Origin of the sequence: Pseudomonas sp. PDM02, assembly GCF_014852285.1 — a bacterium.
Lineage (GTDB): Bacteria > Pseudomonadota > Gammaproteobacteria > Pseudomonadales > Pseudomonadaceae > Aquipseudomonas > Aquipseudomonas migulae.
The window spans coordinates 254,854-280,536 of record NZ_JACVBL010000009.1 but is presented as its reverse complement, the minus strand read 5'-3'; the positions used below and the strand labels follow the sequence as shown (position 1 = coordinate 280,536).

The following is a 25,683-nucleotide window of genomic DNA, read 5'->3' as shown; positions in this document are numbered from 1 at the left end:
GTCATCAACGAAATGAAAGGCAGACCTATGCAGCGGCTGTATCGGAAACGCATCGTTCTGGGCGTCGGCGGCGGTATTGCTGCCTACAAGAGCGCCGATCTGGTTCGCCGCCTGATCGATCAGGGCGCCGAAGTGCGCGTGGTCATGACCCGTGGCGGCGCCGAGTTCATCACTCCGCTGACCATGCAGGCCCTGTCCGGGCACCCGGTCCACCTGGACCTGCTGGACCCGGCGGCCGAAGCGGCGATGGGCCACATCGAACTCGCCAAGTGGGCCGACATGGTGCTGATCGCTCCGGCGACTGCGGACCTGATCGCCCGCCTGGCCCAAGGCATCGCCGACGACCTGCTGACCACGCTGGTGCTGGCCACCGACGCCGTGGTTGCCGTCGCCCCGGCGATGAACCAGGCCATGTGGCGCGACCCGGCGACCCAGGCCAACCTGCAAACCCTCGAAAGCCGCAGCATCAAGGCCTTCGGCCCGGCCTCGGGCAGCCAGGCCTGTGGTGACGTTGGCCTGGGCCGCATGCTCGAAGCCGTCGAACTCGCCCAATGCGCAGCAGACTGCTTCCAGCGCCAGGCGCTGACCGGCAAACACGTGCTGATCACCGCCGGCCCGACCCAGGAAAACATCGACCCGGTGCGCTACATCACCAACCACAGCTCCGGGAAAATGGGCTTTGCCCTGGCCGAAGCCGCCGTTGAAGCAGGCGCCCGCGTGACCCTGATCACCGGCCCGGTGCACCTGCCGACGCCGGATCGCGTCACCCGCATCGACGTGGTCAGCGCTCGCGACATGCTCGCCGCCTGTGAAGCCGCGATCCCTTGCGACCTGTTCATCGCCTCGGCAGCAGTCGCGGACTACCGCCCCGAAGTCGTCGCCCCACAGAAACTCAAGAAAGACCCTACGAACGGCGACGGCTTGCTACTACAAATGGTCCGCAACCCAGACATTCTGGCCACCATTGCCACGCGCCCCGACCGCCCATTCAGTGTCGGTTTCGCCGCTGAAACCGAACACCTGCTCGATTACGCTGCGCGCAAGTTGAAAGACAAGAACCTCGATTTGATCGTCGCCAACGACGTCGCCAACCCGAGTATTGGCTTCAACAGCGAAGAAAACGCCTGCAGCGTGATCGACCGTGAGCTCCACGCCACACTTTTCGCCCAGACCAGCAAGAGCAAAATTGCTCGCCAGCTGATCACTTTTATCGCCGAACGTCTGAACCAGGTTTAATTTACATGCACGCTTTGCAAGCCAAGATCCTCGACCCACGCATCGGTACCGAATTCCCGCTGCCGCAATACGCCACACCAGGCTCCGCCGGCCTCGACCTGCGCGCCATGCTGGAAAAAGACATCGTCATCAAACCGGGTGAAACCGTGCTGATTCCGACCGGCCTGTCCGTCTACATTGGCGATCCTGGCCTGGCGGCGCTGATTCTGCCGCGCTCCGGCCTGGGCCATAAGCACGGCATCGTGCTGGGCAACCTGGTCGGCCTGATCGACTCCGACTACCAGGGTCCGTTGATGGTTTCGTGCTGGAACCGTGGCCAGACCGATTTCAACATGGTGGTCGGCGAGCGTTTGGCCCAGCTGGTTCTGGTGCCGGTGGTTCAAGCGCACTTCGAGATGGTCGAAGAGTTCGTTGAAACCGAGCGCGGTGCGGGCGGTTTCGGGCATTCCGGCAAGCATTGATTTCTGGTTTTCAGGCTGGGCGCCCTGCCCGGCCTGAAGGGTGCTCTGCATTTTCAGAATGAAAATTGCATAGCCGTCATCTGGAAGGTTTAACACTGGAAAACAAGGCATTGGCTGGCCAAATCCTGGTTGGCGTTGGTGGCATGGCCTTTTCGCACCACGAACTCTCTGCGAAAAACGCCGTCATACCCTTCAGTTCGAACCCGCCGAAGCGTTCTTCGCGCGCAGGTCCAGCCACTTTCGAGATGGAGCATTCCCACAGATGAGCACACCAGCCCAAGTCGCACCCAAGTTCCCCGACAGCATTTTCCGCGCGTACGACATTCGCGGTACCGTCCCGGAATTCTTGAACGCTGAAACCGCTTACTGGCTCGGTCGCGCCATTGGCGCCCAAAGCCTGGCCCAGGACGAACCGAACGTCTCCGTTGGCCGCGACGGTCGCCTATCCGGCCCGGAACTGGTCGAGCAGCTGATCAAAGGCCTGGCCGAGGCCGGTTGCCACGTCAGCGACGTCGGCCTGGTGCCAACGCCAGCGCTGTACTACGCCGCCAACGTATTGGCCGGCAAATCGGGCGTGATGCTGACCGGCAGCCACAACCCGTCGAACTACAACGGCTTCAAGATCGTCATCGCTGGTGACACCTTGGCCAACGAACAGATCCAGGCCCTGCACGACCGCCTCAAGACCAACAACCTGAGCAGCGGCAAGGGCAGCATCACCAAGGTCGAGATCCTCGACCGCTACAACACCGAAATCGTCCAGGACATCAAACTGTCCCGCCGCCTCAAAGTCGTGGTCGACTGCGGCAACGGCGCGGCCGGCGTGATCGCCCCGCAACTGATCGAAGCGCTGAACTGCGAAGTCATCCCGCTGTTCTGCGAAGTCGACGGCAACTTCCCGAACCACCACCCGGACCCGGGCAAGCCTGAAAACCTTGTCGACCTGATCGCCAAGGTCAAGGAAACCAACGCCGACATCGGCCTGGCCTTCGACGGCGATGGCGACCGCGTTGGTGTAGTGACCAACACCGGCAGCATCGTCTACCCGGACCGCCTGCTGATGCTGTTCGCCCGCGACGTTGTGGCGCGCAATCCGGACGCGGAAATCATCTTCGACGTCAAATGCACGCGCCGCCTGACGCCGCTGATCAAGGAATACGGCGGTCGTCCGCTAATGTGGAAGACCGGTCATTCGTTGATCAAAAAGAAAATGAAACAAACCGGCGCCCTGTTGGCCGGCGAAATGAGTGGGCACATTTTCTTCAAGGAACGCTGGTTCGGTTTCGACGATGGCATTTACAGCGCCGCACGGCTGCTGGAAATCCTCAGCAAGGAAAAATCCACCGCGGAAGAGCTGTTTGCGACCTTCCCGAATGATATTTCTACGCCGGAAATCAATATCCATGTGACCGAAGAGAGCAAATTCAGCATCATTGATGCATTGCACGACGCAAAGTGGGGCGAAGGCGCTGACCTGACCACCATCGACGGCGTGCGAGTCGACTATGCCAAAGGCTGGGGCCTGGTGCGCGCGTCCAACACCACACCGGTGCTGGTGCTGCGCTTCGAGGCCGATGACGAGGCTGAATTGCAACGCATCAAGGACGTTTTCAAAGTCCAGTTGAAGCGTGTTGCACCTGATCTCCAACTACCGTTCTGATTCACCCGGAGCCCTGAATGACCCTCGAACGCGAAGCCGCCGCCAACACCGCCAAGGTCCTGTCCGAAGCGCTGCCTTACATCCGCCGCTATGTCGGCAAGACGCTGGTGATCAAATACGGCGGCAACGCGATGGAGAGCGAGGAGCTGAAAACCGGCTTCGCCCGCGACATCGTGCTGATGAAAGCCGTCGGGATCAACCCGGTGGTGGTTCACGGCGGCGGCCCGCAAATCGGCGATCTGCTCAAGCGACTGTCGATCGAGAGCCACTTTGTCGATGGCATGCGCGTCACCGACGCGGCAACCATGGACGTGGTGGAAATGGTCCTGGGCGGCCAGGTTAACAAAGACATCGTCAACCTGATCAACCGTCATGGCGGCAGCGCCATCGGTCTGACCGGTAAAGACGCCGAGCTGATTCGCGCGAAGAAGCTGACCGTCACCCGCCAGACGCCGGAGATGACCCAACCGGAAATCATCGACATCGGTCACGTCGGTGAAGTGGTCGGCATCAATACCGATCTGCTGAACCTGCTGGTCAAAGGCGACTTCATCCCGGTGATCGCGCCAATCGGCGTCGGTGCCAACGGCGAGTCGTACAACATCAACGCCGACCTGGTGGCCGGTAAGGTGGCCGAAGCGCTGAAAGCCGAGAAGCTGATGCTGCTGACCAACATCGCCGGTTTGATGGACAAGTCGGGCCAGGTTCTGACCGGTCTGAGCACTCAGCAGGTCGACGACCTGATTGCCGACGGCACGATCTACGGTGGCATGCTGCCGAAGATCCGTTGCGCGCTGGAAGCGGTTCAGGGTGGCGTGGGCAGCTCGCTGATCATTGATGGTCGGGTGCCGAATGCGATCTTGCTGGAAATCTTCACCGATACCGGCGTGGGTACTTTGATCAGCAATCGCAAGCGTCACTAAGCGATAGCGCATACAAAAAGACCCCGCTCAGCCTGGCTGAGCGGGGTCTTTTTTTGCCTGCGCGATCCCTTGTAGGAGCGAGGCTTGCCCGCGAAGGGGTCGTCACATTCAACAGGGATGTGACTGCGAGACCGCCTTCGCGGGCAAGCCTCGCTCCTACAATGTCGGCGTCAGACGCCGAATTGGGCGCGGTAGGCTTCTACGGCTGGCAGGTGTTGCTTGAGCTGCGGGTCATCGGCGAGGAATTCCAGCACCTGATTCAGCGAAACAATGCTGATCACCGGAATGCCGAAATCACGCTCCACTTCCTGGATCGCCGACAACTCGCCGTTGCCACGCTCTTGACGGTTCAGGGCGATGAGCACGCCCGCCGCCTTGGCGCCGTCCTGGGAAGCGATGATCTGCATCACTTCGCGGATCGCGGTGCCAGCGGTGATCACGTCGTCGATGATCAGCACATCGCCGGTCAATGGCGCGCCGACCAGGCTGCCGCCTTCGCCGTGGGCCTTGGCCTCTTTGCGGTTGAAACACCATGGCAAATCACGGTCGTGATGTTCAGCCAGGGCCACTGCGGTGGTCGCCGCCAAAGGGATGCCTTTGTAGGCCGGGCCAAACAATACGTCGAAGGGAATGCCGCTCTCGACGATGGCCGCCGCGTAGAAACGACCCAGCTGCGCCAGGGCCGAACCCGAGTTGAACAGGCCGGCATTGAAGAAGTATGGACTGGTACGCCCGGACTTCAGGGTGAACTCACCGAAGCGCAAAACGCCGCGATCGATGGCAAAACGAATGAAATCGCGCTGATACGCTTGCATGAAAAAAACCCCAAATACCACGGATTTAGCTAATTAGGTTGACGCCGTGTATCATACACGCACGCGATTTTTGGGGCCATTTATGCGGATCATCAGTGTGAACGTCAATGGTATTCAGGCTGCAGTGGAGCGAGGTTTGCTCAGTTGGCTGCAAGCACAGAATGCCGACGTCATCTGCCTGCAGGACACCCGCGCCTCCGCCTTTGAACTGGACGATCCAGCCTTCCAACTGGATGGCTACTTCCTTTATGCCTGCGAAGCCGAAGTTCCCGCCCAGGGTGGCGTGGCTTTGTATTCGCGGTTGCAGCCGAAGGCAGTCATCAGCGGTCTCGGTTTCGAGACGGCCGACCGCTACGGGCGCTACCTGCAAGCCGATTTCGACAAGGTCAGCATCGCGACCTTGCTGCTCCCTTCGGGGCAGAACGGCGATGAAGACTTGAACCAGAAGTTCAAGCTAATGGACGACTTCGCCCGTTATCTGGATAAACAGCGACGCAAACGTCGCGAGTACATTTACTGTGGCTCGCTGTACGTGGCGCAACAGAAGCTGGATATCAAGAACTGGCGCGACAGCCAGCAATCCCCGGGCTTCCTGGCACCTGAGCGTGCCTGGATGGACGAGATTGTCGGCAACATGGGTTATGTCGATGCCCTGCGCGAAGTCAGCCGTGAAGGTGATCAGTACAGCTGGTGGCCGGACAATGAGCAGGCTGAGATGCTCAACCTGGGCTGGCGCTTCGATTACCAGATACTGACGCCGGGCCTGCGCCGCTTTGTACGTAGCGCTCGCTTGCCACGTCAGCCACGGTTTTCGCAGCATGCACCGCTGATCGTGGACTACGACTGGACGCTGACCATCTAGACGTCGTTACACAGACACAAAAAAGCCGACTTCACAGTCGGCTTTTTTGTGGGCGCTGATTTTGCTTTCTGTAGGAGCGAGGCTTGCCCGCGAAAGCGATTTAACAGCCGACATTTATGCCGGATGTGACGGCCTCTTCGCGGGCAAGCCTCGCTCCTACAGGGCGGTGTCGCCTATTTGATCAACCGCCAGGTGAACGGATACCGATACGGCACCCCCTCATTGGCCTTCACGCCAGCAATGATCGTCAACACCAACGCACCGATCGCCAGCAACCCGAACAGGAAGAACCCGATGATCAACACCATCAGCAGGAAGCAGATGGCCGAAGCGATGGCGACGGTGATCTGAAAGTTCAGCGCCTCCTTGCCCTGCGCATCGACAAACGGGTCCATCTCGCGCTTCATCTGCCAGAGAATCAGCGGGCCGATCAGCGTGCCGAACGGAATCCAGATCCCCAACAAGGCGGACAGGTGACAAAACATCGCCCATTGCCGAACTTCTTTGCTCGGGACGGGAAGCAGCTCTTGCTCGTCACTCATGTTGTCCTCCTTGTCTGGGATGGTTCCGGTCAGTCAGCCAGTGCAGCCTTTTGCAGTTCGAAGATTTCGGTCATGCCTTTCTTCGCCAGTTCAAGCATAGCGGTCAACTCTTCAGGCTGGAACGGCGCGCCTTCGGCAGTGCCCTGAACTTCGATGAAGCCGCCAGTGCTGGTCATCACCACGTTCAGGTCGGTCTCGGCAGCCGAGTCTTCCAGGTAGTCGAGGTCGAGCACAGGCTCGCCCTGGTACATACCCACCGAAACAGCGGCGATCATTTGCTTGAGCGGGTCGCCGCCTTTCAGGCCGCCGCGCTTCTTGATCACTTTCAAGGCATCGACCAGCGCAACCATCGCGCCGGTGATGGACGCGGTGCGGGTGCCGCCGTCAGCCTGGATCACGTCGCAGTCGACGTACAGGGTGACGTCGCCCAGCTTGGACATGTCCAGCGAGGCGCGCAGCGAACGGCCGATCAGACGCTGGATTTCCAGGGTGCGGCCGCCTTGCTTGCCGCGGCTCGCTTCACGCTGGTTACGCTCGCCGGTGGCGCGCGGCAGCATGCCGTATTCGGCGGTCAACCAGCCTTGGCCCTGACCTTTGAGGAAACGCGGCACGCCGTTTTCGACGCTGACGGTGCAGATGACTTTGGTATCACCGAACTCGACCAGTACAGATCCCTCGGCGTGTTTGGTGTAGTTGCGGGTAATGCGGATCGAGCGGAGCTGATCGGCAGCGCGACCACTTGGACGTTTCATAGGGAATACCTGTACGGGGGACGGAAAACTGCCGAGCATTATAGAGCCGCGCGCCAGTACTGGGCACTTCTAAAAAATCCGCCCGACGATTGAAGGCTCTGGCTTGAGCTTGGAACAGCGCTTTACCGACGGCCTGCAGCCCTTTGTCACACCGTGTGTTTGGGCGCATCCGCCCCACTGCGCTACAATCCTGCGCCTTTGCTGCCTGTCGGCTTTAATTCACAGATAGCGGGTCCGCGAAACCTTTGGTAACGCATCGACCTGCATTGCGAGGTACCTCCATGGTGCACAGCATGACCGCCTTCGCCCGCGTCGAGAAAGCCGGCGTCCAAGGCACCCTGAGCTGGGAACTGCGCTCGGTCAACAGCCGCTACCTGGAACCGCACTTGCGTCTGCCGGAGTCGTTTCGCGATCTCGAAGGCGCGGTCCGCGAAGCGCTGCGCCAAGGCATTTCCCGAGGCAAACTCGAATGCACCCTGCGCTTCACCGAAGAGAACACCGATAAACCCCTGCAAGTGGATCGCGAGCGCGCCGCGCAATTGGTTGCGGCTGCCGAGACCATCGCCGGCCTGATCAAGAACCCGGCCGCGCTGAACCCGCTGGAAGTGCTGGCCTGGCCCGGCGTGCTGGTGGGCGATGCCACCGACCCGCAAGCCCTGAATGCCGAAGCGCTGGCGCTGTTCAACGAATGCCTGAAGGAACTCAAGGCTGGCCGCGAGCGCGAAGGCGCGGAGCTGGCACGGTTGATCAACGATCGCCTGACGTCCATTGAAGAAGATGTGGTGACCCTGCGTGAACTGGTCCCGCAGATGCTCGCCACCCAGCGCCAGAAAGTCCTCGACCGCTTCGCCGACATGAAGGCGGAAATGGACCCGCAGCGTCTGGAGCAGGAAATGGTCATGCTCGCTCAGAAGAGCGACGTCGCCGAAGAACTGGATCGCCTGAGCACTCATATCATCGAAGTTCGCCGGGTACTCAAGTCCGGCGGCGCTGCCGGCCGGCGCCTCGACTTCCTGATGCAGGAGCTCAACCGCGAAGCCAACACACTGGGCTCCAAAGCCTTCGACCCGCGCAGCACTCAGGCGGCGGTCAACCTCAAGGTGTTGATCGAGCAGATGCGCGAACAAGTGCAGAATATTGAGTAAGGCAAACCCGACATGACCCACAGCACCGGCACCCTGTACATCATTTCCGCCCCTTCGGGCGCGGGCAAGAGCAGCCTGGTCAAGGCCCTGACCGACGCTGATGCGGAGATCCGCGTCTCGGTCTCCCACACCACCCGCGCCATGCGCCCCGGTGAAGTGGACGGCGTGAATTATCACTTCGTCTCACGAGAAGCATTTGTGAAGATGGGCGAACATGGTGATTTCCTGGAGCGCGCCGAAGTGTTCGGTAATCTCTACGGCACTTCACAAAGCCATCTGCAACAGACCTTGGATGCAGGCCACGACCTGATCCTGGAAATCGACTGGCAAGGCGCCGAGCAAGTGCGCAAGTTGATGCCCCAGGCCCGTTCGATCTTCATTCTGCCGCCGTCCCTGCAGGCCCTGCACCAGCGTCTGACCAATCGCGGCCAGGACAGCGACGAAATCATTGACGGCCGCATGCGTGAAGCCGTCAGCGAGATGAGCCACTACGTTGACTACGACTACCTGATCATCAACGACGATTTCGCCCATGCCCTGCGCGATTTGCAGGCGATTTTCCGTGCCAATCAGCTGCATCAGAAGCGTCAGCAGCAGCGCAACGGCAAACTTTTGGCTGAATTGCTCGGCTAAACAGCTCTTCCCAAAACCGCTGCAAGGGCTTTACATTGGCACTTGCAGCGCGTTGAAGGGCTTGGTCAAAAAATCAGCGCTTCCCTAATCGCTGGTGATTTTTTAAACTGTTGAGTCCGCTCGCCCAACCGGGCAGCGCGCATATTGCATTCGCTCCGAGGAATACCATGGCCCGCGTAACCGTTGAAGACTGCCTAGAACACGTGGAAAACCGCTTTGAGCTGGTCATGCTCTCTACCAAGCGTGCCCGTCAACTGGCCACCGGTGGCAAAGAGCCGCTGGTTCAGTGGGAAAACGACAAGCCTACCGTTGTAGCGCTGCGTGAAATCGCTGAAGGCCTGATGAGCTACGAGTTCATCGCCGAGCAAGAAATCGTCCAGGATGAACCGCTGTTCGCAGCGTTCGAGGACGAGTCCAACGAGGCCGTCTAAGCCTATGCCTGGTCGACGTAGCACGGCGCGGGGTCACAGCGAACGGCAGGAGTCATCATGCCGAGCATAGACGCCCTCGCCGATCGCTTATCGACCTACCTCGGCAAGGACCAGGTCAACCTGGTCCGCCGAGCGTACTTCTACGCCGAACAAGCCCACGACGGCCAACGCCGCCGCAGTGGCGAGGCGTACGTCACGCATCCTCTTGCGGTGGCGAATATTCTTGCCGACATGCACATGGACCATCAGAGTTTGATGGCTGCGATGCTGCATGACGTGATCGAAGACACCGGTATTGCCAAGGAAGCGCTGCAAGCGCAGTTCGGCGAAACCGTGGCCGAACTGGTCGATGGCGTCAGCAAGCTGACCCAGATGAACTTCGAGACCAAGGCCGAAGCCCAGGCCGAAAACTTCCAGAAAATGGCCATGGCCATGGCGCGCGACATTCGCGTGATCCTGGTCAAACTCGCCGACCGCCTGCACAACATGCGCACGCTGGAAGTCCTGTCCGGTGAAAAACGCCGGCGGATCGCCAAGGAAACCCTGGAAATCTATGCGCCCATCGCCAACCGGCTGGGCATGCACGCCATCCGCATAGAATTCGAAGACCTCGGCTTCAAGGCCATGCACCCGATGCGTTCCGCGCGGATCAACCAGGCGGTCAAACGCGCCCGGGGCAACCGCAAGGAAATCGTCAACAAGATCGAAGAATCCCTCGGCCACTGCCTGGCCATCGACGGCATTCAGGGCGAGGTCAGCGGTCGTCAGAAACACCTCTACGGCATCTACAAGAAAATGCGCGGCAAGCGTCGGGCCTTCAACGAGATCATGGACGTCTATGCGTTCCGGATCATCGTCGACAAGGTCGATACCTGCTACCGCGTGCTGGGTGCTGTACACAATTTGTACAAACCGCTGCCGGGGCGCTTCAAGGATTACATCGCGATCCCCAAGGCGAACGGCTACCAGTCGCTGCACACCACGTTGTTCGGCATGCACGGTGTTCCGATCGAGATCCAGATCCGCACCCGTGAAATGGAAGAGATGGCCAACAACGGCATCGCCGCCCATTGGCTGTACAAATCCAGCGGCGACGAGCAGCCCAAAGGCACTCACGCCCGCGCCCGCCAGTGGGTCAAAGGCGTGCTGGAAATGCAGCAACGCGCCGGCAACTCGCTGGAATTCATCGAAAGCGTGAAGATCGACCTGTTCCCGGACGAGGTCTACGTGTTCACGCCCAAAGGCCGGATCATGGAGCTGCCCAAAGGCTCCACGGCGGTCGACTTCGCTTACGCGGTGCACACCGACGTGGGCAACAGCTGCATTGCCTGTCGGATCAATCGTCGTCTCGCGCCGTTGTCCGAACCGCTGCAAAGCGGCTCCACGGTCGAGATCGTCAGCGCCCCTGGCGCACGGCCGAACCCGGCGTGGCTCAACTTCGTGGTCACTGGCAAGGCGCGAACCCACATCCGCCATGCGCTGAAACTGCAACGTCGCTCCGAATCCATCAGCCTCGGCGAACGCCTGCTGAACAAGGTCCTCAACGGTTTCGACAGCGCCCTGGACAAAGTCCCGGCCGAGCGCGTCAAGGCCATGCTCACCGAGTACCGCCTCGAACTGATCGAAGACCTGCTCGAAGACATCGGCCTGGGCAATCGCATGGCTTACGTCGTCGCCCGCCGCCTGCTCGGCGAAGGCGAACAGCTGCCAAGCGCGGAAGGCCCGCTGGCGATTCGCGGCACCGAAGGTCTGGTGCTCAGCTACGCCAAGTGCTGCACGCCGATCCCGGGCGACCCGATTGTCGGTCACCTGTCGGCGGGCAAAGGCATGGTTGTGCACTTGGACAACTGCCGCAACATCAGCGAAATCCGCCACAACCCGGAAAAATGCATCCAGCTCTCGTGGGCCAAGGATGTCACCGGCGAATTCAACGTCGAGCTGCGCGTCGAGCTGGAACACCAGCGCGGCTTGATCGCACTGTTGGCCAGCAGCGTCAACGCGGCCGACGGCAATATCGAAAAAATCAGCATGGACGAACGTGATGGTCGCATCAGCGTGGTCCAACTGGTGGTCAGCGTGCACGACCGTGTGCATCTGGCCCGCGTGATCAAGAAACTGCGCGCACTGACCGGGGTGATCCGCATCACCCGCATGCGCGCCTAAGCCAACCTATTACAAGGAGTCATTCATGACCAAGACTGTTATCACCAGCGATAAGGCCCCGGCCGCCATCGGCACTTACTCCCAGGCGATCAAGGCTGGCAACACCGTTTACATGTCGGGTCAGATTCCTCTGGACCCAAAAACCATGGAACTGGTTGAAGGCTTCGAAGCCCAGACCGTCCAGGTGTTCGAGAACCTCAAAGCCGTGGCTGAAGCCGCTGGCGGTTCGTTCAAGGACATCGTCAAACTAAACATTTTCCTGACCGACCTGAGCCACTTCGCCAAGGTCAACGAGATCATGGGCAAGTACTTTGACCAGCCATACCCAGCCCGCGCCGCCATCGGCGTAGCCGCCCTGCCAAAGGGTTCGCAGGTTGAAATGGATGCCATTCTGGTCATCGAGTAATGCGTTCGGCGCAGCCCGAAAGGCTGCGCCAATGCCGTATGTATAAAAAGCGTTTTGAAAGGATTCCACCATGCGCACTGCGCTTGCTGTCTCGCTGGTCGCCCTGTTCTTGGGCGGATGTGCCAGCAACCCTGCCGACCGCGACATCAGCGGCACCTGGATCAATCAGGTGGCGATCGATGCTGCGTCCAAAGGCGGCCCCCTGCGCGAAGCGCTCCAGGCTTATGGTCCGAACCTGGAATGGGACGTCAACACCAAGGCCGGTCAGGCCCGCTACACCAACGGTTTTGAGAACGTCGAAGGCAAGCTGCTGGGCGAAGCGTCCGGCGCATGGAAAGTCGACTTCTACGGCAGTTCCGCCAGCGAGCTGAAGCGTGATGGCAAGCAACTGGCCCAAGTCGCCAGCGACAACGAACCCGCACAGGTCTTCGACCGCGCGCTGATCCCGGTGCCGGATGGCGCGCCGATTGGCGCGAGCTTCGAACGTGCGCTGTATTCAGCCTACATGGGCGGCAGCTGGAAAGTCGTCAGCGGTCCTGGCGAAGGCAGCTCCGTGCAGTTCCAGGCCGACGGCCAGGTAACCGGTTTGCCGGGTGCGGATCGCTACGCGCTGTGCCTGGCGGGCGATTGCGCGTCGATGAGCGGCGGCAACGACAACATGTGGTTGCAACTCAAGGGCCAGGGCAACACCTGGATCTTTGCGCGCAAGGGCAAGGAACTGGAGATCCTCCAGGCTGTGAACACCGCGCAGGCAGACGAAATGCCGCAGTTCACGCCGGGTGATCGCAAGTGGTTGCTGGAAAAGCAGTAACCCGCAAGCCCCACGCAAAACCAACTGTAGGAGCCGGCTTGCTGGCGATAGCGTCGTGACATTCAACATTAATGTTGCCTGAAACACCGCTATCGCCAGCAAGCCGGCTCCTACAGTTGTATGTGGGGCCTCGAAATCAGCAGCGGCCTTCGAGAATGGCGGCATAACCTTCGCGATAGCTCGGGTACTTCGGCACCCAACCCAAGGCCTTCACCCGCGCATTGCTGCACTGCTTGCTGCCCGTGCGCCGCACACTCGCATCGTCAGCCCATTCGGTCACGCCCAGATATTCACGCAACCAGTCCACCACTTCGGCCAGCGGTGCAGGCGCGTCGTCGACGCCGATATAAACGTCATCCAACGCCACACCGCGCCGATCCGCCTCAAGCAGAAACGCCAACAAGCCAGCCGCGTCATCCACGTGAATCCGATTGCCATACAACGGCGGATCAATCGCCACGCGATATCCGCGACGAACCTGCGTCAGCAGCCATTCGCGGCCCGGGCCGTAGATGCCGGTCAAACGCACGATGCTTGCCGGAATGCCACTATTGAGTGCCACTTGTTCCGCCTCCAGCATCAGTCGGCCTGAATAGCCGGCAGCGATGGTCGGCGACATTTCGTCGACCCACTCGCCGTCCTGCTGGCCGTAAACGCTGCTACTGGAAACGAACAGCAGGCGATTGGGCACCTGCCCGTAGTCGTCCAGCCACTCGATCACATGCTGCAAGCCCTCGACATAAGCGGCGCGGTAACCGGCTTCATCGTGAACGGTGGCTGCCGCGCAATACACCAGGTAGTCCACCGCACCGACCGGCCAGGTTTGCGGGCAATCCTTGTTGAACAAGTCGCCGGCAACGCCAATCACCCCCTCGGGCAGACGCGAGACGTCACGGCGCAGGCCATGGACCTCCCACCCGCAAGCGAGCAATTGTGTAGCCAGACGACTGCCGACATCACCGCAGCCGGCGATCAAAACAGAGGGCGCGGACATCAAAAAACTCCTATCGGAAAGCCACAGACTAGCGCCGGCAATGGACGAGCGGCTAGCAATGAAGGAAAAAAAGATACTCTATTACTTCTGTTAACAAGAATTACTTGCAATAATGCCCGCCACTTTTGTTCTCGGCCTTCGAGGCCTGGAAGAACATTTACCGTCTTTTCCTCTCAGGTCCGGCCAGCATGACACGCAATCAACTCCTCGCTTCGCCAACCAATCGACCTCGCGCCTGGAGCGCGGTGGCCGCCCTGTTGCTCAGCCTGATGCTGGCGCCAACCGCCGCCTTCGCTGACGCACAAGCCCCGGCCACCCCAGCCGCTGCCACTGCGCCCGCTCCCGCCGAGCACTCTGCCGAACACGCAGCACCGGTTGCCACCGATCCGGCCCTGGCCGTAGACGCCGCTGGTGAAGACGCGCCGCAAGTCCTCGAAGCCGACAACAGCCTGGGCATGGCCCATGACCTGTCGCCGTGGGGCATGTACCAGAACGCCGACATCATCGTGAAAATCGTGATGATCGGCCTCGCCATCGCATCGATCATCACCTGGACCATCTGGATCGCCAAGGGCTTCGAGCTGATGGGCGCCAAGCGTCGTCTGCGCACTGAAATCGTCCACCTGAAGAAAGCGGCCACCCTCAAGGAAGCCAGTGTAACGGCAGCCAAGCCCGGCACCCTCGCCAACCTGTTGGTGCACGATGCGCTGGAAGAGATGCACCTGTCGACCAACAGCCGAGAGAAAGAAGGCATCAAGGAACGCGTCGCCTTCCGTCTTGAACGCCTGGTCGCAGCCTGCGGTCGCAACATGAGCAGCGGCACCGGCGTCCTCGCCACCATCGGCTCCACCGCGCCGTTCGTGGGCCTATTCGGCACCGTGTGGGGCATCATGAACAGCTTCATCGGCATCGCCAAAACCCAAACCACCAACCTCGCCGTCGTGGCTCCCGGCATCGCCGAAGCCCTGTTGGCCACCGCGCTGGGCCTGGTGGCCGCGATTCCAGCCGTTGTGATCTACAACGTGTTCGCCCGCTCCATCGCCGGTTACAAGGCGCAAGTGTCCGACGCCTCGGCAGAAGTCCTGTTGCTGGTCAGCCGCGACCTCGACCACCAGCCTGAGCGCAGCTCGCAACCGCACATGGTGAAAGTGGGGTAATCGGCCATGGGCCTGCATTTGAAAGAAGGCGCAGACGACGATCTGGCCGAGAACCACGAAATCAACGTCACGCCGTTCATCGACGTGATGCTGGTGCTGTTGATCATCTTCATGGTGGCCGCTCCGTTGGCCACCGTGGACATCAAGGTCGACTTGCCTGCCTCCAGCGCCAAGCCGGCGCCGCGGCCAGAGAAACCGGTGTTCCTCAGCGTCAAGGCTGACCAGCGCCTGTTCCTCGGCGAAGACGAAGTGAAAGCCGAAGCACTCGGCGCCACGCTCGACGCCAAGACCCAGGGCAAGAAAGACACGACGATCTTCTTCCAGGCCGATAAAGGCGTGGACTACGGCGACCTGATGAGCGTGATGGACAACCTGCGCGCTGCCGGCTACCTGAAGGTCGGTCTGGTCGGACTCGAGACGGCAGTGAAGAAATGATCACGACGCGCCATAAGCTGACGCGTTACGGCGGTAGCCTGGCCGTGGTGCTGGGCGTCCATGCGCTGGCCATTGCGCTGGCGCTGAACTGGACGTCGCGCCCACCTATCGAGCTGCCGCCGCAGGCGATGATGGTCGAGTTGGCGCCGGTTCCGGCACCACCTCCTCCGGCACCGCCGAAGGTGATAACGCCGCCACAACCACCTGCTCCGGTGGAAGAACTGCCGATCCCGAAACTGGCCGAAGTGCCGAAGGCAGAAATCACCGTACCGAAGCCGGTCAAACCCAAGCCCAAGCCTCAACCGCCCAAGCCTGTGGAGAAAAAGCCGGAGCCGCCGAAGGAAAAACCGTCCGAGGAAAAACCGAGCGAAGCGCAACCGACCCAGGCGCCGACGGAGAAATCCGCTCAACCGGCACCAGGCCCATCACCTGCGCAGCAAGCGGCCAAGGCCAGTTGGCAAGGCACCCTGCTGGCGCACCTGGCCAAGTACAAAAAGTACCCGGCCAGTGCACAGGCGCGGGGCAAGGAAGGTTTGAACCGTCTGCGCTTCGTGGTGGACGGCGAAGGTAACGTGTTGTCGTTCGAATTGGTGGGCCGCTCCGGCAACGCCGACCTGGACCGGGCCACCCTGGAAATGATCAAGCGTGCCCAACCGCTGCCCAAGCCACCGGCCGACATGCTAAACAACGGCTCCATCGAAATTGTTGCACCGTTTGTTTACTCGCTGGAACGCCGCCGCTAAAGAGAACCCTGTAGGAGCGAAGCTTGCTCGCGAAAGCGGTAGGTCAAACGAATCATTCGTGAATGACAAACCGCTTTCGCGAGCAAGCTTCGCTCCTACAGATTCTGCGGCGGTAACAAGATTTGTAAAAGGCACCCGAAAGGTGCCTTTTGCATATCCGCCAGCGGCAAACCGGCATTACCCGGTGTCACTCGACACACTCTCTCTGATAACGTGCGTCTATCGATTGCAGCCGGTATGCTTGGCCCGCAACTTCATGGACGCTCGCTATGACTCTTACAGAATTACGCTACATCGTTACCCTCGCCCAAGAGCAGCACTTCGGCCACGCGGCCGAGCGTTGCCACGTCAGCCAGCCGACCCTGTCGGTGGGCGTGAAAAAGCTTGAAGACGAACTCGGTGTGCTGATTTTCGAGCGCAGCAAGAGCGCCGTGCGCCTGACCCCGGTCGGCGAAGGCATCGTGGCCCAGGCCCAAAAAGTCCTGGAACAGGCCCAAGGCATCCGCGAACTGGCCCAGGCCGGCAAGAACCAGCTGACCGCCCCGCTGAAAGTCGGCGCCATCTACACCGTCGGCCCGTACCTGTTTCCACACCTGATTCCGCAACTGCACCGGGTCGCCCCGCAGATGCCGTTGTACATCGAAGAAAACTTCACCCACGTGCTGCGCGACAAACTGCGCAACGGCGAGCTCGACGCGATCATCATCGCCCTGCCGTTCAACGAAGCCGACGTCCTGACCCTGCAGCTCTACGACGAGCCGTTCTACGTCCTGATGCCGGCCCAGCACCCGTGGACACAAAAAGAATCCATCGACGCCGCCCTGCTCAACGACAAGAGCCTGCTGCTGCTCGGCGAGGGCCACTGCTTCCGTGATCAAGTGCTGGAAGCCTGCCCGACGCTGACCAAAGGCAACGACGGCGCCAAGCACACCACGGTGGAATCCAGCTCGCTGGAAACCATTCGCCACATGGTCGCCTCGGGGCTCGGGATTTCGATCCTGCCGCTGTCGGCCGTGGACAGCCATCACTACGCCCCCGGCGTGATCGAAGTGCGCCCACTGACCGCACCGGTGCCGTTCCGCACCGTGGCCATCGCCTGGCGCGCGAGCTTCCCGCGTCCGAAGGCCATTGAGATCCTCGCTGACTCCATTCGCCTGTGCTCGGTGGCCAAGCCGCCCGCGCCGGTGGCTGCGGCTTAAGTTGCTGTCATGACCGAGTTGTCGCAAGTGTCGGTCACGGCACTCAAGGGTGTCGGCGAGGCCATGGCCGAGAAACTGGCCAAGGTCGGCCTGGAGAATCTCCAGGACGTGCTGTTTCACCTACCGCTGCGTTATCAGGACCGCACTCGCGTAGTCCCGATCGGCCACCTGCGACCGGGACAGGATGCCGTGATCGAAGGCACCGTCAGCGGCGCCGATGTGGTCATGGGCCGGCGCCGTAGCCTGGTCGTGCGCTTGCAGGACGGCACCGGCGGGCTCAGCCTGCGCTTCTACCATTTCAGCAACGCCCAGAAAGAAGGCCTCAAACGCGGCACGCGGATTCGCTGCTACGGCGAAGCGCGGCCCGGTGCGTCGGGGCTGGAGATCTACCACCCGGAATACCGCGCCCTCACCGGCGACGAGCCGCCGCCCGTGGATGAAACCCTGACGCCGGTGTACCCGCTCACCGAAGGCCTGACCCAGCAACGCTTGCGCCAGCTCTGCATGCAAACCCTGACGATGCTCGGCCCGACCAGCCTGCCGGATTGGTTGCCGAACGAACTGGCGCGGGACTATCAACTGGCGCCGCTGGCCGACGCGATTCGTTACCTGCATCACCCGCCGGCCGATGCCGACGTCGACGAACTCGCCCTCGGCCATCATTGGGCGCAGCATCGTCTGGCCTTTGAAGAACTGCTGACCCATCAACTGTCCCAGCAGCGTCTGCGCGAAAGCATGCGTTCCCTGCGCGCGCCGGCGATGCCGAAAGCCACCCGATTGCCGGCCCAATACCTGGCCAATCTCGGCTTCAATCCAACCGGCGCCCAACAACGCGTCGGCAACGAAATCGCCTACGACCTCAGCCAGCACGAACCGATGCTGCGCTTGATTCAGGGCGACGTCGGCGCGGGCAAAACCGTGGTCGCCGCCCTTGCCGCGCTGCAAGCGCTGGAAGCCGGTTACCAAGTGGCGTTGATGGCGCCGACCGAGATTCTCGCCGAGCAGCACTTCATCACCTTCAAGCGCTGGCTCGAACCGCTGGGCATTGAAGTCGCGTGGCTGGCCGGCAAGCTCAAAGGCAAGAACCGCGTGGCCGCGCTGGAGCAGATCGCCAGCGGCACGCCGATGGTGGTCGGCACCCACGCGCTGTTCCAGGACGAAGTGCAGTTCAAGAACCTCGCGCTGGTGATCATCGACGAACAGCACCGCTTTGGCGTGCAACAGCGCCTGGCGCTGCGGCAGAAAGGCGTCGGCGGGCGCATGTGCCCGCATCAACTAATCATGACCGCCACGCCGATCCCACGCACACTGGCGATGAGCGCCTACGCCGACCTCGACACCTCGATCCTCGACGAACTGCCGCCCGGCCGAACCCCGGTCAACACCGTGTTGGTCACCGACACCCGGCGCGTCGAAGTCATCGAGCGGGTGCGCGGTGCCTGCGCCGAAGGGCGTCAGGCCTATTGGGTGTGCACGCTGATCGAAGAGTCGGAAGAGCTGACCTGCCAAGCGGCGGAAACCACCTTTGAGGACCTCACCGCCGCCCTCGGCGAGTTGAAGGTCGGGTTGATTCACGGCCGCATGAAGCCCGTGGAAAAAGCCGCCGTGATGGCCGAATTCAAGGCCGGCAACCTGCAACTGCTGGTCGCCACCACCGTGATCGAAGTCGGCGTCGACGTGCCGAACGCCAGCCTGATGATCATCGAAAACCCCGAACGCCTCGGCCTCGCGCAGTTGCACCAATTGCGTGGCCGCGTCGGTCGAGGCAGCGCCGCCAGCCATTGCGTGCTGCTCTACCATCCCCCGCTGTCACAGATCGGCCGTCAGCGCCTGGGCATCATGCGCGAAACCAACGACGGTTTTGTCATCGCCGAGAAAGACCTGGAACTGCGCGGCCCCGGCGAAATGCTCGGCACGCGGCAGACCGGTCTGCTGCAATTCAAGGTCGCGGACCTGATGCGTGACGCCGATCTGCTACCCGCCGTGCGCGATGCCGCCCAGGCATTGCTGGAGCGCTGGCCGGATCACGTCAGCCCGCTGCTCGACCGCTGGCTGCGCCACGGGCAGCAATACGGCCAAGTGTGAGCACCGTCGCAGTTTCTGGACCCTGCCCTTAAACAAGCTGGTTATACTCCTGCAATTGTTTGAATACGGATACAGACCATGACTGAAGCTGCCCTCGTCCCCGAAACCCCGCACGCTCCGTCTGTTATTCGGCTGCTGCTCGCCAAACTGGGCATCGCCTACGAAGAAGTCCTCGACCACCACGGCCTGAACGCCTCGCGCAAAGTGCAAGCGGTGTTGCTCGACGACGCCGTGGGCGCGCTGATGGTGCTGTTCCCGCAAAGCCAGTTGCTCGACCTCAACCGCCTCGCCGAACTGACCGGCCGCCGCCTCGCCGCCGTGTCGACCGAGCGCCTGGAAAAGATGCTCGGCAAACACAACCTGAGCCTGCTGCCCGGCCTGCCGGCGCTGACCAGCTCGCCCTGCCTGTACGAAGAAAGCCTGCTGCGCGAACCGAAGTTGCTGATCAACTCGGGCGAGCCGGGCGTGCTGCTGGAAATCACCAGCGAAGCCTTCAAGACCATGCTGACCAAGGCCAGCGCCGCCAACTTTGGCGAGAACGTGAGCAGCATCCGCCCGAACCTCGACCGCCCCGACGATGACCGCGAGGAAATCACCCAGGCCGTTCAAGCGTTCACCGCGCGACGCATCCAGCAACGCCTGGAAGCCACCATCGAAATTCCGCCGCTGGCCGAGACCGCCCAGAAAATCATCAAACTGCGCGTCGACCCCAACGCCACCATCGACGACATCACCGGCGTGGTCGAAACCGACCCGGCCCTGGCCGCACAAGTCGTGAGCTGGGCGGCGTCGCCGTACTACGCCTCGCCGGGTAAGATTCGTTCAGTTGAAGACGCCATCGTCCGCGTGCTGGGTTTCGACCTGGTGATCAACCTGGCACTGGGCCTGGCCCTGGGCAAAACCCTCAGCCTGCCCAAAGACCACCCGCAACACACCACGCCGTACTGGCAGCAATCGATCTACACCGCCGCCGTCATCGAAGGCCTGACCCGCGCCATGCCGCGCGCCCAGCGCCCGGAAGCCGGCCTGACCTACCTCGCCGGCCTGCTGCACAACTTCGGCTACTTGCTGCTGGCCCACGTGTTCCCGCCGCACTTCTCGCTGATCTGCCGCCACCTGGAGGTCAACCCGCACCTGTGCCACAGCTACGTCGAGCAACACCTGCTCGGCATCAGCCGCGAACAGATCGGCTCATGGCTGATGCGCTACTGGGACATGCCCGATGAGTTGGCCACCGCGCTGCGCTTCCAGCACGACCCAAGCTACGACGGCGCCTACGCTGAATATCCAAACCTCGTGTGCCTGTCCGTGCGCCTGCTGCGTAGCCGCGGCATCGGCTCCGGCCCGGATGAAGACATCCCCGACGCCCTGCTGGAACGCGTCGGCCTGACCCGCGACAAAGCCAACGACGTCGTCAGTAAAGTCCTCGAAGCCGAAGTCCTGCTGCGCGAACTCGCCTCGCAATTCACCCAAGCCTAAAAGCTTCGCGGGCAAGCCTCGCTCCTACAAGGGATCACCAAAACCCTGTAGGAGCGAGGCTTGCCCGCGAAGAATCCAACTCGGTCTAACTGACCACCTCAAACCTTAGCGGCAGCCTTCGCCTTGCGCGGCTTCAAATACTTGGTCAACCCCTGAAACCAGATCACCAACGCCGGGTTGCCCTTGATCTGAATCGACTTGTCCTGAATCCCCGTCATAAACGCCAACTGCTTGTTCTTCGCCTGCATCGTGGCAAAGCCATACGCCGCATCTTTAAACGCAATCGCAAACGCCGGCTCGGCATACACGCCCGACTTACTGGTAATGCGCTGATCCTTCACAAAGAAATGCCGCGCCACTTTCCCGTCCAGGGTCTGTAGCTGGAACACCAATTCCTTGTCACCCAACTGCTGCTGAAACGCAGGATTAGTCCGACTGGCCTTACCCATCAACAAACCCAGCATCCACAGAAGAAAACGAAATTTCATGCGCACAGCCTCAAGAGAAAAATGAACGGCCGGCGCAGTGTAGCGGCTTCGAGCGAGAACGCCACTATTGTGCAGTGTTAGAAGAAGATGCCGTAGTTTTTGACGCTGATGACTACCAAGTCATTGACGAAACGCAGTTGTTTAAAAGCCGAGGTTTTTTGGTCTTTCTACGCTCGGGGCTATCGGATATTTCCTTCAACATGCGGCGTTGTTCATGAACTAGGCAGGGATAGGCTTCACCGATAGTCTCTCTCCATCGCCGCAAAATCGGTGATACGGACGTGCAAGTCCGAACCCAGGTGCGCAATTGCTTATGGCTATTCGTCGAGTGTTTTCCTATGCTCGCGGGTCGTTATGGCGGCTGTGCGTCGGAGATCTTCGGGTCTGCCGGTTCCTGGATCGGTCTTGCACACCAACGCACAGCTGCCACCTCTTTCGAAGTGCAAAGCGAAACGGTGTCGGTCTCTTAATTCCAGGAGCTGCATCCATGATCAAGCCAACACCCAATCCTCCAGAACACGAAGCAACCTCCCCCTACGAATCCTTGGATTCCAAAAAACTCCACGAAGCCGCCGAGCGCGCCCTCGACCATCACTTCGGCACAGCACCGGATAAACCATCGAAATCCCGCAAGGGTGCGCTCTTCATCGTTGCTCCCGACCTCCACACCGAAACCCTCCTGGCCAATGCCTCCGAAGACCTGCTGTCCATCAGCGCCATCGCCGCCGACCTGGCCGACGGTGTAGAAGGCTCCCGCCGCTCAGTCGCCCTGGCCCTCAGCAGAATGGCGGACGGCGTGCATCTGTTGGTGGAGCGAGCGCTGGACCACATTGATTCGTCGACCCCGGAAGAGCATCGCGCCAAGGCGTGAAGCTGAACTGGCTAACCAAGCAAACAAAAACGGCCCCGATTGATGTTGCCAACAATCGGGGCCGTGTTCTTTTCTGGCTCAGGAACCCGGGCAGACCTTTGGTTACTTCACTTCAAAATAGGCTTTGCCAGGGTAATTGGGAACCAAACTAAAAGGGCGGCTCACCAGAGCCGCCCTTATCTTTGTACAGCTACACGTTCTTTTCAGACGACTTCAAGTTACTGGCCTGATCAGCCACCAAGTCGAGCCAGCCACCGGGCTTGTCCTCTTCGTTCGCCGAATTCGCCAGCATACCGGCCAATGCACCCACGTCTTTCTTGCGAGCAGCTTCGACTGCTTCAAGCGCCTGATGGGCTACCAGGATTTTCTGCAGCGCCGGGGTGTTCGCGGTGGCTTCGGTCAATGGTTTCAGCGGTGGCAAGGCTGCGACTTTTGCCACCAAGTCTCCCGGCTCTTTAGTGAACGTTCGTAACGAGTCGAGGCTATCCAGCATTGGCAGTGCAATCCCGGTCAGCGGATCGAAGGCACTGATTTGCGGCAACTCCGAAATACCCACACCTACTTTGCCGCTGAGCACTGGAAGTGCTAACGACGGCAAAAAGAGCCCCAACAGCATGCGAGGGTCTTTTTTCTTGATGCTCAGGCCGACACTGGCAACAGCAATACCCAGTCCAATCACTCGACCCGCTGTGGCTAGCAGAGACAATTGCTTGTTCGACTCATTATCGAAATGCACCAGACGAATTCGGAAGTAGTCCGTAAACGGTTCGCGGGGCACAATCCCGGAAGTGTTCATAAACCAAGCACGAGAGTCGTGAACCTGATCATCAAAGAGCGCTACGAGGTCTTCCTGACCTGTTCTCGGTTTGTTCGGTGAACTGAACATTTTTTCGTAACGAGCCGTCCCTTCTTTGTAAAGGTACGCATACTCCTCGGCTTCGTCTTCTTCGTTGATCAGATACACCGTACCGCCAAGCAACATATCGATCACAGCCACACTCGTATGACCGTCACCGACCAAGCCCCACTCTCTTCGATAGTCATGACGGAATTCCGCTGCGGCGCCGAGCAACTGCCGGTGGTCTAGCGGTGGTTCGAACACTTTTTCCCAGCGCGCATTTTCATACTTGTCCTTGCCGACAATTTGAATATTCAGCTGGTGCTCTTTTTCCTGTTCCTCTGTGTATGTTGGCGCTGGCTTGCCCTGTGCAGCCGCAGTAGTTTCAGCGTTGTGGCGCTTTTCCAGGTCCTCCCAAGCATCAATCTTGGCCTGTGGCATATCCGGAGCGGCATTTTTAAAAAATGATTGTTTTTCTACACCGCCAGCATACCGATCAATTCGCCATCCAGTGATCAGAGCGTGCTCACGTTTCATCATGTCCTCTAGCGGACCACTTTGGCCTTGTGCTTGCCATGCGTTGAAGCGTTTGATGAGCGTTTCGGAGATTAAAAACTCACCCTCAAGTTCTGTTGCCATCATTCTCCATTGGTCATGAACCCCTTCTTGCACCGCGGGCCCTGGAACTAGCAGTGGAGCGCCCGCCATGAACGCTTCGGCGTACATGTGCTGCAAAGCAATTTGGGATAAGACATGGTCTGACCCAGCGGTTGCCTTCCCTTGGTCATTTGGAGAGTACCCGCCACCTACGTCCGAATGAACCCCAGGATATATGTACTCAACTGTTCCTTGTCGATAACTTGAAGCTTTACTTTTATCACGACTGCCGTCTGCTGATTTTGGGCGGCGGCGTATTGAATCCAATGGAAAGCTTGCTCGCTGCTCATGGCCAGAAACCAAATGAACGCAGCGTTTTAGATAAGTACAATCATCAGGTAGCGCTGTGCTCTGAGAAAGGGATTCTGCTTCGTCGGGAAGGCGCATAGTGCCATCAGCCCAGTCCATATGCCCTGCTGCAAATGGAACACTGTCGGCAAGTCCAACTGCGGCGACGGTGTCAAAAACACCTAGAAAGTTGATCGATATTGGTAGTCCCGCAAATCGGTACTCAACGGCACCGTTTTCATTTTCGCAACGAACGAGCGTCTGTAACCAATTGACAAAAGTTCGGGCTTCAGCAGCCCCTCGGGAAAACCCGTAAACATAAAGTCGCATAGCTAAAATATGCGGTTTCTCTCCAGAGTCATCTCGCTTTTTCAGTTTATCCTGAAGATCCTGAATTGGTTTTCGCAACGTTGTTTCGCGTTTCTTTTCTCCGCTTTCGAATAAACCTAAGCCGAAGGTATTTGCGTAACCATTCGTCGCCATGTCTTTTAGCATTCGTTTGGTTATATCGATCGGCAGCCTCCCATCTCCCACACTTTGCTTTAACGCATCAAGCAATCTCGTAAGTGCCCAATTAATACGATTTTCGCCACCACTCGCACCAACTAATCCACTGTTATCAGGGACAAACTCTTCAACATCCGGAAATACCGTACCAACCCCAGGACAGTAATATTTCACAAACCCTTCTCGTACCATATCGGGCAGTGCCCCCAAACTGGCATGAAAAAGACGCGCAATGTTACTCCGTGAATTAGGTGTTGACGCTCCGTCCGCCTGATCGTTGTTATTGGTACCATCGAAAGCTAATGTGATATGCAGCGTTTTACAGCAGGGCGTACCACTATCCGCTCCCCCCTTGGCTTGAATGAGCTTACGTTGCTGACTACCAAATGCACGCTCGTCTTTTTTTTGCAATTGTATATTCTTGGTTAGCTGACCTGGATCATTTGGCAGTCGACGCGCAAGAGGAAAACTCGGAGCAACTAACGCACTATCCGGCGAAGGGGCGTCCGGCCCCATTAATGATTCGAACATGTGGCCGGCTCCTTAACTTTAAAGTACGCCTTGTCTGGATAATTTGGGTTTTCTGGAGTAAAACAAGTCGTGGATACTTTTACTTGATCGCAGGGTAGGAAGTGAACTTGCAAGGCACAAAGTTGCTCGGCATACTTCGGAATTTCAACCGTTGCTGTATGGTGAGAATAACCAGCGGAGTGACGAACCAATGCCTCTTTTAGAATTTGTCCGTATTGGTCACGCTTAATGGGGCCGTATGGATTTGGGTCTTTGTCCCACTCAATGATTGCTCTAACTCCCGGATTCCACTGAAGAGGGAGTGCGCCACAGCAAACTTCAGCTCCTCCACCAGCATTTGGTGGAATCCGGGGACCACCCGCACCATTAATACTAAACCGTATAATTTCCGCGGAGGTGTGGTTATAACCAGTAATCGGTGCAGACACCATTTCAGGGCCAGCATTGCAAGCGCTTACACCGAACATGCTGAATACAAGAACTAATGATCGCGCCACAATATTGGAACTGATTCTTCTTAGCCCCAAGCGAAGTTTCCGCACAAAAACGTCTTGCATAGCAGTCGCAAACA

Annotated in this window: 24 protein-coding genes and 1 pseudogene; 18 read left to right on the top strand and 7 right to left on the bottom strand. The window is 59.6% G+C overall.

Going from position 1 to position 25,683, the window contains the following annotated elements; translation table 11 throughout:
* Window positions 1-27 precede the first annotated feature (27 nt).
* The 4 genes and pseudogenes from coaBC to argB all read left to right on the top strand — a co-directional run bounded on the left by coaBC (window position 28) and on the right by argB (window position 4,280).
* Window positions 28-1,236 carry a bifunctional phosphopantothenoylcysteine decarboxylase/phosphopantothenate--cysteine ligase CoaBC gene (gene coaBC, locus IB245_RS18050; protein ID WP_008030577.1) on the top strand — a complete coding sequence of 403 codons (1,209 nt, stop codon included), beginning with the start codon at window positions 28-30 and terminating at the stop codon, window positions 1,234-1,236.
* 5 nt (window positions 1,237-1,241) lie between these two features.
* Complete coding sequence (gene dut / locus IB245_RS18045) at window positions 1,242-1,697, top strand: dUTP diphosphatase (protein WP_008030580.1); 456 nt, start codon at window positions 1,242-1,244, stop codon at window positions 1,695-1,697.
* A gap of 256 nt (window positions 1,698-1,953) precedes the next feature.
* A pseudogene (locus tag IB245_RS18040) lies at window positions 1,954-3,357 on the top strand (phosphomannomutase/phosphoglucomutase); the annotation flags it as partial.
* 17 nt (window positions 3,358-3,374) lie between these two features.
* The gene (argB, locus tag IB245_RS18035; protein ID WP_008030582.1) at window positions 3,375-4,280 is read left to right on the top strand and encodes an acetylglutamate kinase; all 906 of its coding nucleotides are present in this window, start codon (window positions 3,375-3,377) and stop codon (window positions 4,278-4,280) included.
* 170 nt (window positions 4,281-4,450) lie between these two features.
* Here argB and pyrE read toward each other — a convergent pair whose 3' ends face one another.
* Window positions 4,451-5,095 carry an orotate phosphoribosyltransferase gene (gene pyrE / locus IB245_RS18030; protein WP_008038033.1) on the bottom strand — a complete coding sequence of 215 codons (645 nt, stop codon included), beginning with the start codon at window positions 5,093-5,095 and terminating at the stop codon, window positions 4,451-4,453.
* Between the two features lie 82 nt (window positions 5,096-5,177).
* Here pyrE and IB245_RS18025 point away from each other — a divergent pair, with 82 nt between their 5' ends.
* Complete coding sequence (locus tag IB245_RS18025) at window positions 5,178-5,957, top strand: exodeoxyribonuclease III (RefSeq protein ID WP_008030595.1); 780 nt, start codon at window positions 5,178-5,180, stop codon at window positions 5,955-5,957.
* Window positions 5,958-6,130: 173 nt separating this feature from the next.
* On the opposite strand, the gene IB245_RS18020 is transcribed toward IB245_RS18025, so the two are convergent.
* Together IB245_RS18020 and rph are read right to left on the bottom strand one after the other, a co-directional pair.
* Window positions 6,131-6,499, bottom strand: a complete 369-nt coding sequence (locus tag IB245_RS18020; protein WP_008038052.1) for a DUF4870 domain-containing protein — start codon at window positions 6,497-6,499, stop codon at window positions 6,131-6,133.
* Window positions 6,500-6,528: 29 nt separating this feature from the next.
* Window positions 6,529-7,251 (bottom strand): ribonuclease PH, encoded by a 723-nt coding sequence (rph, locus tag IB245_RS18015; RefSeq protein WP_008030600.1) that lies wholly within the window; start codon window positions 7,249-7,251, stop codon window positions 6,529-6,531.
* A gap of 281 nt (window positions 7,252-7,532) precedes the next feature.
* Here rph and IB245_RS18010 point away from each other — a divergent pair, with 281 nt between their 5' ends.
* From IB245_RS18010 to IB245_RS17985, 6 genes are all read left to right on the top strand, one after another.
* Complete coding sequence (locus IB245_RS18010) at window positions 7,533-8,396, top strand: YicC/YloC family endoribonuclease (protein ID WP_192228200.1); 864 nt, start codon at window positions 7,533-7,535, stop codon at window positions 8,394-8,396.
* A gap of 12 nt (window positions 8,397-8,408) precedes the next feature.
* Window positions 8,409-9,029 carry a guanylate kinase gene (gene gmk / locus IB245_RS18005; protein WP_192228199.1) on the top strand — a complete coding sequence of 207 codons (621 nt, stop codon included), beginning with the start codon at window positions 8,409-8,411 and terminating at the stop codon, window positions 9,027-9,029.
* 167 nt (window positions 9,030-9,196) lie between these two features.
* The gene (gene rpoZ, locus IB245_RS18000) at window positions 9,197-9,460 is read left to right on the top strand and encodes a DNA-directed RNA polymerase subunit omega (protein ID WP_008030604.1); all 264 of its coding nucleotides are present in this window, start codon (window positions 9,197-9,199) and stop codon (window positions 9,458-9,460) included.
* A gap of 57 nt (window positions 9,461-9,517) precedes the next feature.
* Window positions 9,518-11,623, top strand: a complete 2,106-nt coding sequence (gene spoT / locus IB245_RS17995; protein WP_008038056.1) for a bifunctional GTP diphosphokinase/guanosine-3',5'-bis pyrophosphate 3'-pyrophosphohydrolase — start codon at window positions 9,518-9,520, stop codon at window positions 11,621-11,623.
* 25 nt (window positions 11,624-11,648) lie between these two features.
* The gene (locus IB245_RS17990) at window positions 11,649-12,029 is read left to right on the top strand and encodes a RidA family protein (RefSeq protein ID WP_003229509.1); all 381 of its coding nucleotides are present in this window, start codon (window positions 11,649-11,651) and stop codon (window positions 12,027-12,029) included.
* A 70-nt stretch (window positions 12,030-12,099) separates the two neighbouring features.
* The gene (locus IB245_RS17985) at window positions 12,100-12,840 is read left to right on the top strand and encodes a hypothetical protein (protein ID WP_192228198.1); all 741 of its coding nucleotides are present in this window, start codon (window positions 12,100-12,102) and stop codon (window positions 12,838-12,840) included.
* Between the two features lie 136 nt (window positions 12,841-12,976).
* Here IB245_RS17985 and IB245_RS17980 read toward each other — a convergent pair whose 3' ends face one another.
* Window positions 12,977-13,834, bottom strand: a complete 858-nt coding sequence (locus IB245_RS17980) for an SDR family oxidoreductase (RefSeq protein WP_192228197.1) — start codon at window positions 13,832-13,834, stop codon at window positions 12,977-12,979.
* Window positions 13,835-14,022: 188 nt separating this feature from the next.
* Between IB245_RS17980 and exbB the strand changes: the two genes are divergently transcribed.
* From exbB to IB245_RS17950, 6 genes are all read left to right on the top strand, one after another.
* Window positions 14,023-14,991 (top strand): tonB-system energizer ExbB, encoded by a 969-nt coding sequence (gene exbB / locus IB245_RS17975; protein WP_192228196.1) that lies wholly within the window; start codon window positions 14,023-14,025, stop codon window positions 14,989-14,991.
* A gap of 6 nt (window positions 14,992-14,997) precedes the next feature.
* Window positions 14,998-15,426 (top strand): TonB system transport protein ExbD, encoded by a 429-nt coding sequence (gene exbD, locus IB245_RS17970; protein WP_008030611.1) that lies wholly within the window; start codon window positions 14,998-15,000, stop codon window positions 15,424-15,426.
* On the top strand, window positions 15,423-16,169 hold the full coding sequence (locus IB245_RS17965; protein WP_008038061.1) for an energy transducer TonB: 747 nt from the start codon (window positions 15,423-15,425) through the stop codon (window positions 16,167-16,169). The genes exbD and IB245_RS17965 overlap by 4 nt, the downstream gene beginning before the upstream one ends.
* Before the next feature lie 269 nt (window positions 16,170-16,438).
* Window positions 16,439-17,368: a hydrogen peroxide-inducible genes activator gene (locus IB245_RS17960; RefSeq protein ID WP_008030615.1), complete on the top strand. Its 930-nt coding sequence runs from the start codon at window positions 16,439-16,441 to the stop codon at window positions 17,366-17,368.
* A gap of 9 nt (window positions 17,369-17,377) precedes the next feature.
* Window positions 17,378-19,453 carry an ATP-dependent DNA helicase RecG gene (gene recG / locus IB245_RS17955; RefSeq protein ID WP_008038062.1) on the top strand — a complete coding sequence of 692 codons (2,076 nt, stop codon included), beginning with the start codon at window positions 17,378-17,380 and terminating at the stop codon, window positions 19,451-19,453.
* A 78-nt stretch (window positions 19,454-19,531) separates the two neighbouring features.
* Window positions 19,532-20,932: an aminoacyl-tRNA deacylase and HDOD domain-containing protein gene (locus IB245_RS17950; protein WP_008030618.1), complete on the top strand. Its 1,401-nt coding sequence runs from the start codon at window positions 19,532-19,534 to the stop codon at window positions 20,930-20,932.
* A 98-nt stretch (window positions 20,933-21,030) separates the two neighbouring features.
* Here the strand turns inward: IB245_RS17950 and IB245_RS17945 are convergent, their stop codons facing one another.
* On the bottom strand, window positions 21,031-21,420 hold the full coding sequence (locus IB245_RS17945) for a hypothetical protein (RefSeq protein WP_008038063.1): 390 nt from the start codon (window positions 21,418-21,420) through the stop codon (window positions 21,031-21,033).
* Between the two features lie 487 nt (window positions 21,421-21,907).
* Between IB245_RS17945 and IB245_RS17940 the strand changes: the two genes are divergently transcribed.
* Window positions 21,908-22,291 carry a DUF6124 family protein gene (locus IB245_RS17940; protein WP_192228195.1) on the top strand — a complete coding sequence of 128 codons (384 nt, stop codon included), beginning with the start codon at window positions 21,908-21,910 and terminating at the stop codon, window positions 22,289-22,291.
* Window positions 22,292-22,481: 190 nt separating this feature from the next.
* On the opposite strand, the gene IB245_RS17935 is transcribed toward IB245_RS17940, so the two are convergent.
* Both IB245_RS17935 and IB245_RS17930 read right to left on the bottom strand, forming a co-directional pair.
* Window positions 22,482-25,112, bottom strand: coding sequence for a T6SS phospholipase effector Tle1-like catalytic domain-containing protein (locus tag IB245_RS17935; protein ID WP_225609912.1), 2,631 nt, complete (start codon window positions 25,110-25,112; stop codon window positions 22,482-22,484).
* Window positions 25,097-25,579 (bottom strand): DUF3304 domain-containing protein, encoded by a 483-nt coding sequence (locus IB245_RS17930; RefSeq protein ID WP_225609916.1) that lies wholly within the window; start codon window positions 25,577-25,579, stop codon window positions 25,097-25,099. The genes IB245_RS17935 and IB245_RS17930 overlap by 16 nt, the downstream gene beginning before the upstream one ends.
* Between the last annotated feature and the right edge of the window lie 104 nt (window positions 25,580-25,683).

What these genes read in the sequence shown, in the direction of transcription:
- coaBC (WP_008030577.1), top strand. Translation starts at nt 28, where the DNA reads ATGCAGCGGCTGTATCGGAAACGCATCGTTCTGGGCGTCGGCGGCGGT.
- dut (WP_008030580.1), top strand. Translation starts at nt 1,242, where the DNA reads ATGCACGCTTTGCAAGCCAAGATCCTCGACCCACGCATCGGTACCGAA.
- argB (WP_008030582.1), top strand. Translation starts at nt 3,375, where the DNA reads ATGACCCTCGAACGCGAAGCCGCCGCCAACACCGCCAAGGTCCTGTCC.
- pyrE (WP_008038033.1), bottom strand. Translation starts at nt 5,095, where the DNA reads ATGCAAGCGTATCAGCGCGATTTCATTCGTTTTGCCATCGATCGCGGC.
- IB245_RS18025 (WP_008030595.1), top strand. Translation starts at nt 5,178, where the DNA reads ATGCGGATCATCAGTGTGAACGTCAATGGTATTCAGGCTGCAGTGGAG.
- IB245_RS18020 (WP_008038052.1), bottom strand. Translation starts at nt 6,499, where the DNA reads ATGAGTGACGAGCAAGAGCTGCTTCCCGTCCCGAGCAAAGAAGTTCGG.
- rph (WP_008030600.1), bottom strand. Translation starts at nt 7,251, where the DNA reads ATGAAACGTCCAAGTGGTCGCGCTGCCGATCAGCTCCGCTCGATCCGC.
- IB245_RS18010 (WP_192228200.1), top strand. Translation starts at nt 7,533, where the DNA reads ATGGTGCACAGCATGACCGCCTTCGCCCGCGTCGAGAAAGCCGGCGTC.
- gmk (WP_192228199.1), top strand. Translation starts at nt 8,409, where the DNA reads ATGACCCACAGCACCGGCACCCTGTACATCATTTCCGCCCCTTCGGGC.
- rpoZ (WP_008030604.1), top strand. Translation starts at nt 9,197, where the DNA reads ATGGCCCGCGTAACCGTTGAAGACTGCCTAGAACACGTGGAAAACCGC.
- spoT (WP_008038056.1), top strand. Translation starts at nt 9,518, where the DNA reads ATGCCGAGCATAGACGCCCTCGCCGATCGCTTATCGACCTACCTCGGC.
- IB245_RS17990 (WP_003229509.1), top strand. Translation starts at nt 11,649, where the DNA reads ATGACCAAGACTGTTATCACCAGCGATAAGGCCCCGGCCGCCATCGGC.
- IB245_RS17985 (WP_192228198.1), top strand. Translation starts at nt 12,100, where the DNA reads ATGCGCACTGCGCTTGCTGTCTCGCTGGTCGCCCTGTTCTTGGGCGGA.
- IB245_RS17980 (WP_192228197.1), bottom strand. Translation starts at nt 13,834, where the DNA reads ATGTCCGCGCCCTCTGTTTTGATCGCCGGCTGCGGTGATGTCGGCAGT.
- exbB (WP_192228196.1), top strand. Translation starts at nt 14,023, where the DNA reads ATGACACGCAATCAACTCCTCGCTTCGCCAACCAATCGACCTCGCGCC.
- exbD (WP_008030611.1), top strand. Translation starts at nt 14,998, where the DNA reads ATGGGCCTGCATTTGAAAGAAGGCGCAGACGACGATCTGGCCGAGAAC.
- IB245_RS17965 (WP_008038061.1), top strand. Translation starts at nt 15,423, where the DNA reads ATGATCACGACGCGCCATAAGCTGACGCGTTACGGCGGTAGCCTGGCC.
- IB245_RS17960 (WP_008030615.1), top strand. Translation starts at nt 16,439, where the DNA reads ATGACTCTTACAGAATTACGCTACATCGTTACCCTCGCCCAAGAGCAG.
- recG (WP_008038062.1), top strand. Translation starts at nt 17,378, where the DNA reads ATGACCGAGTTGTCGCAAGTGTCGGTCACGGCACTCAAGGGTGTCGGC.
- IB245_RS17950 (WP_008030618.1), top strand. Translation starts at nt 19,532, where the DNA reads ATGACTGAAGCTGCCCTCGTCCCCGAAACCCCGCACGCTCCGTCTGTT.
- IB245_RS17945 (WP_008038063.1), bottom strand. Translation starts at nt 21,420, where the DNA reads ATGAAATTTCGTTTTCTTCTGTGGATGCTGGGTTTGTTGATGGGTAAG.
- IB245_RS17940 (WP_192228195.1), top strand. Translation starts at nt 21,908, where the DNA reads ATGATCAAGCCAACACCCAATCCTCCAGAACACGAAGCAACCTCCCCC.
- IB245_RS17935 (WP_225609912.1), bottom strand. Translation starts at nt 25,112, where the DNA reads ATGTTCGAATCATTAATGGGGCCGGACGCCCCTTCGCCGGATAGTGCG.
- IB245_RS17930 (WP_225609916.1), bottom strand. Translation starts at nt 25,579, where the DNA reads ATGTTCGGTGTAAGCGCTTGCAATGCTGGCCCTGAAATGGTGTCTGCA.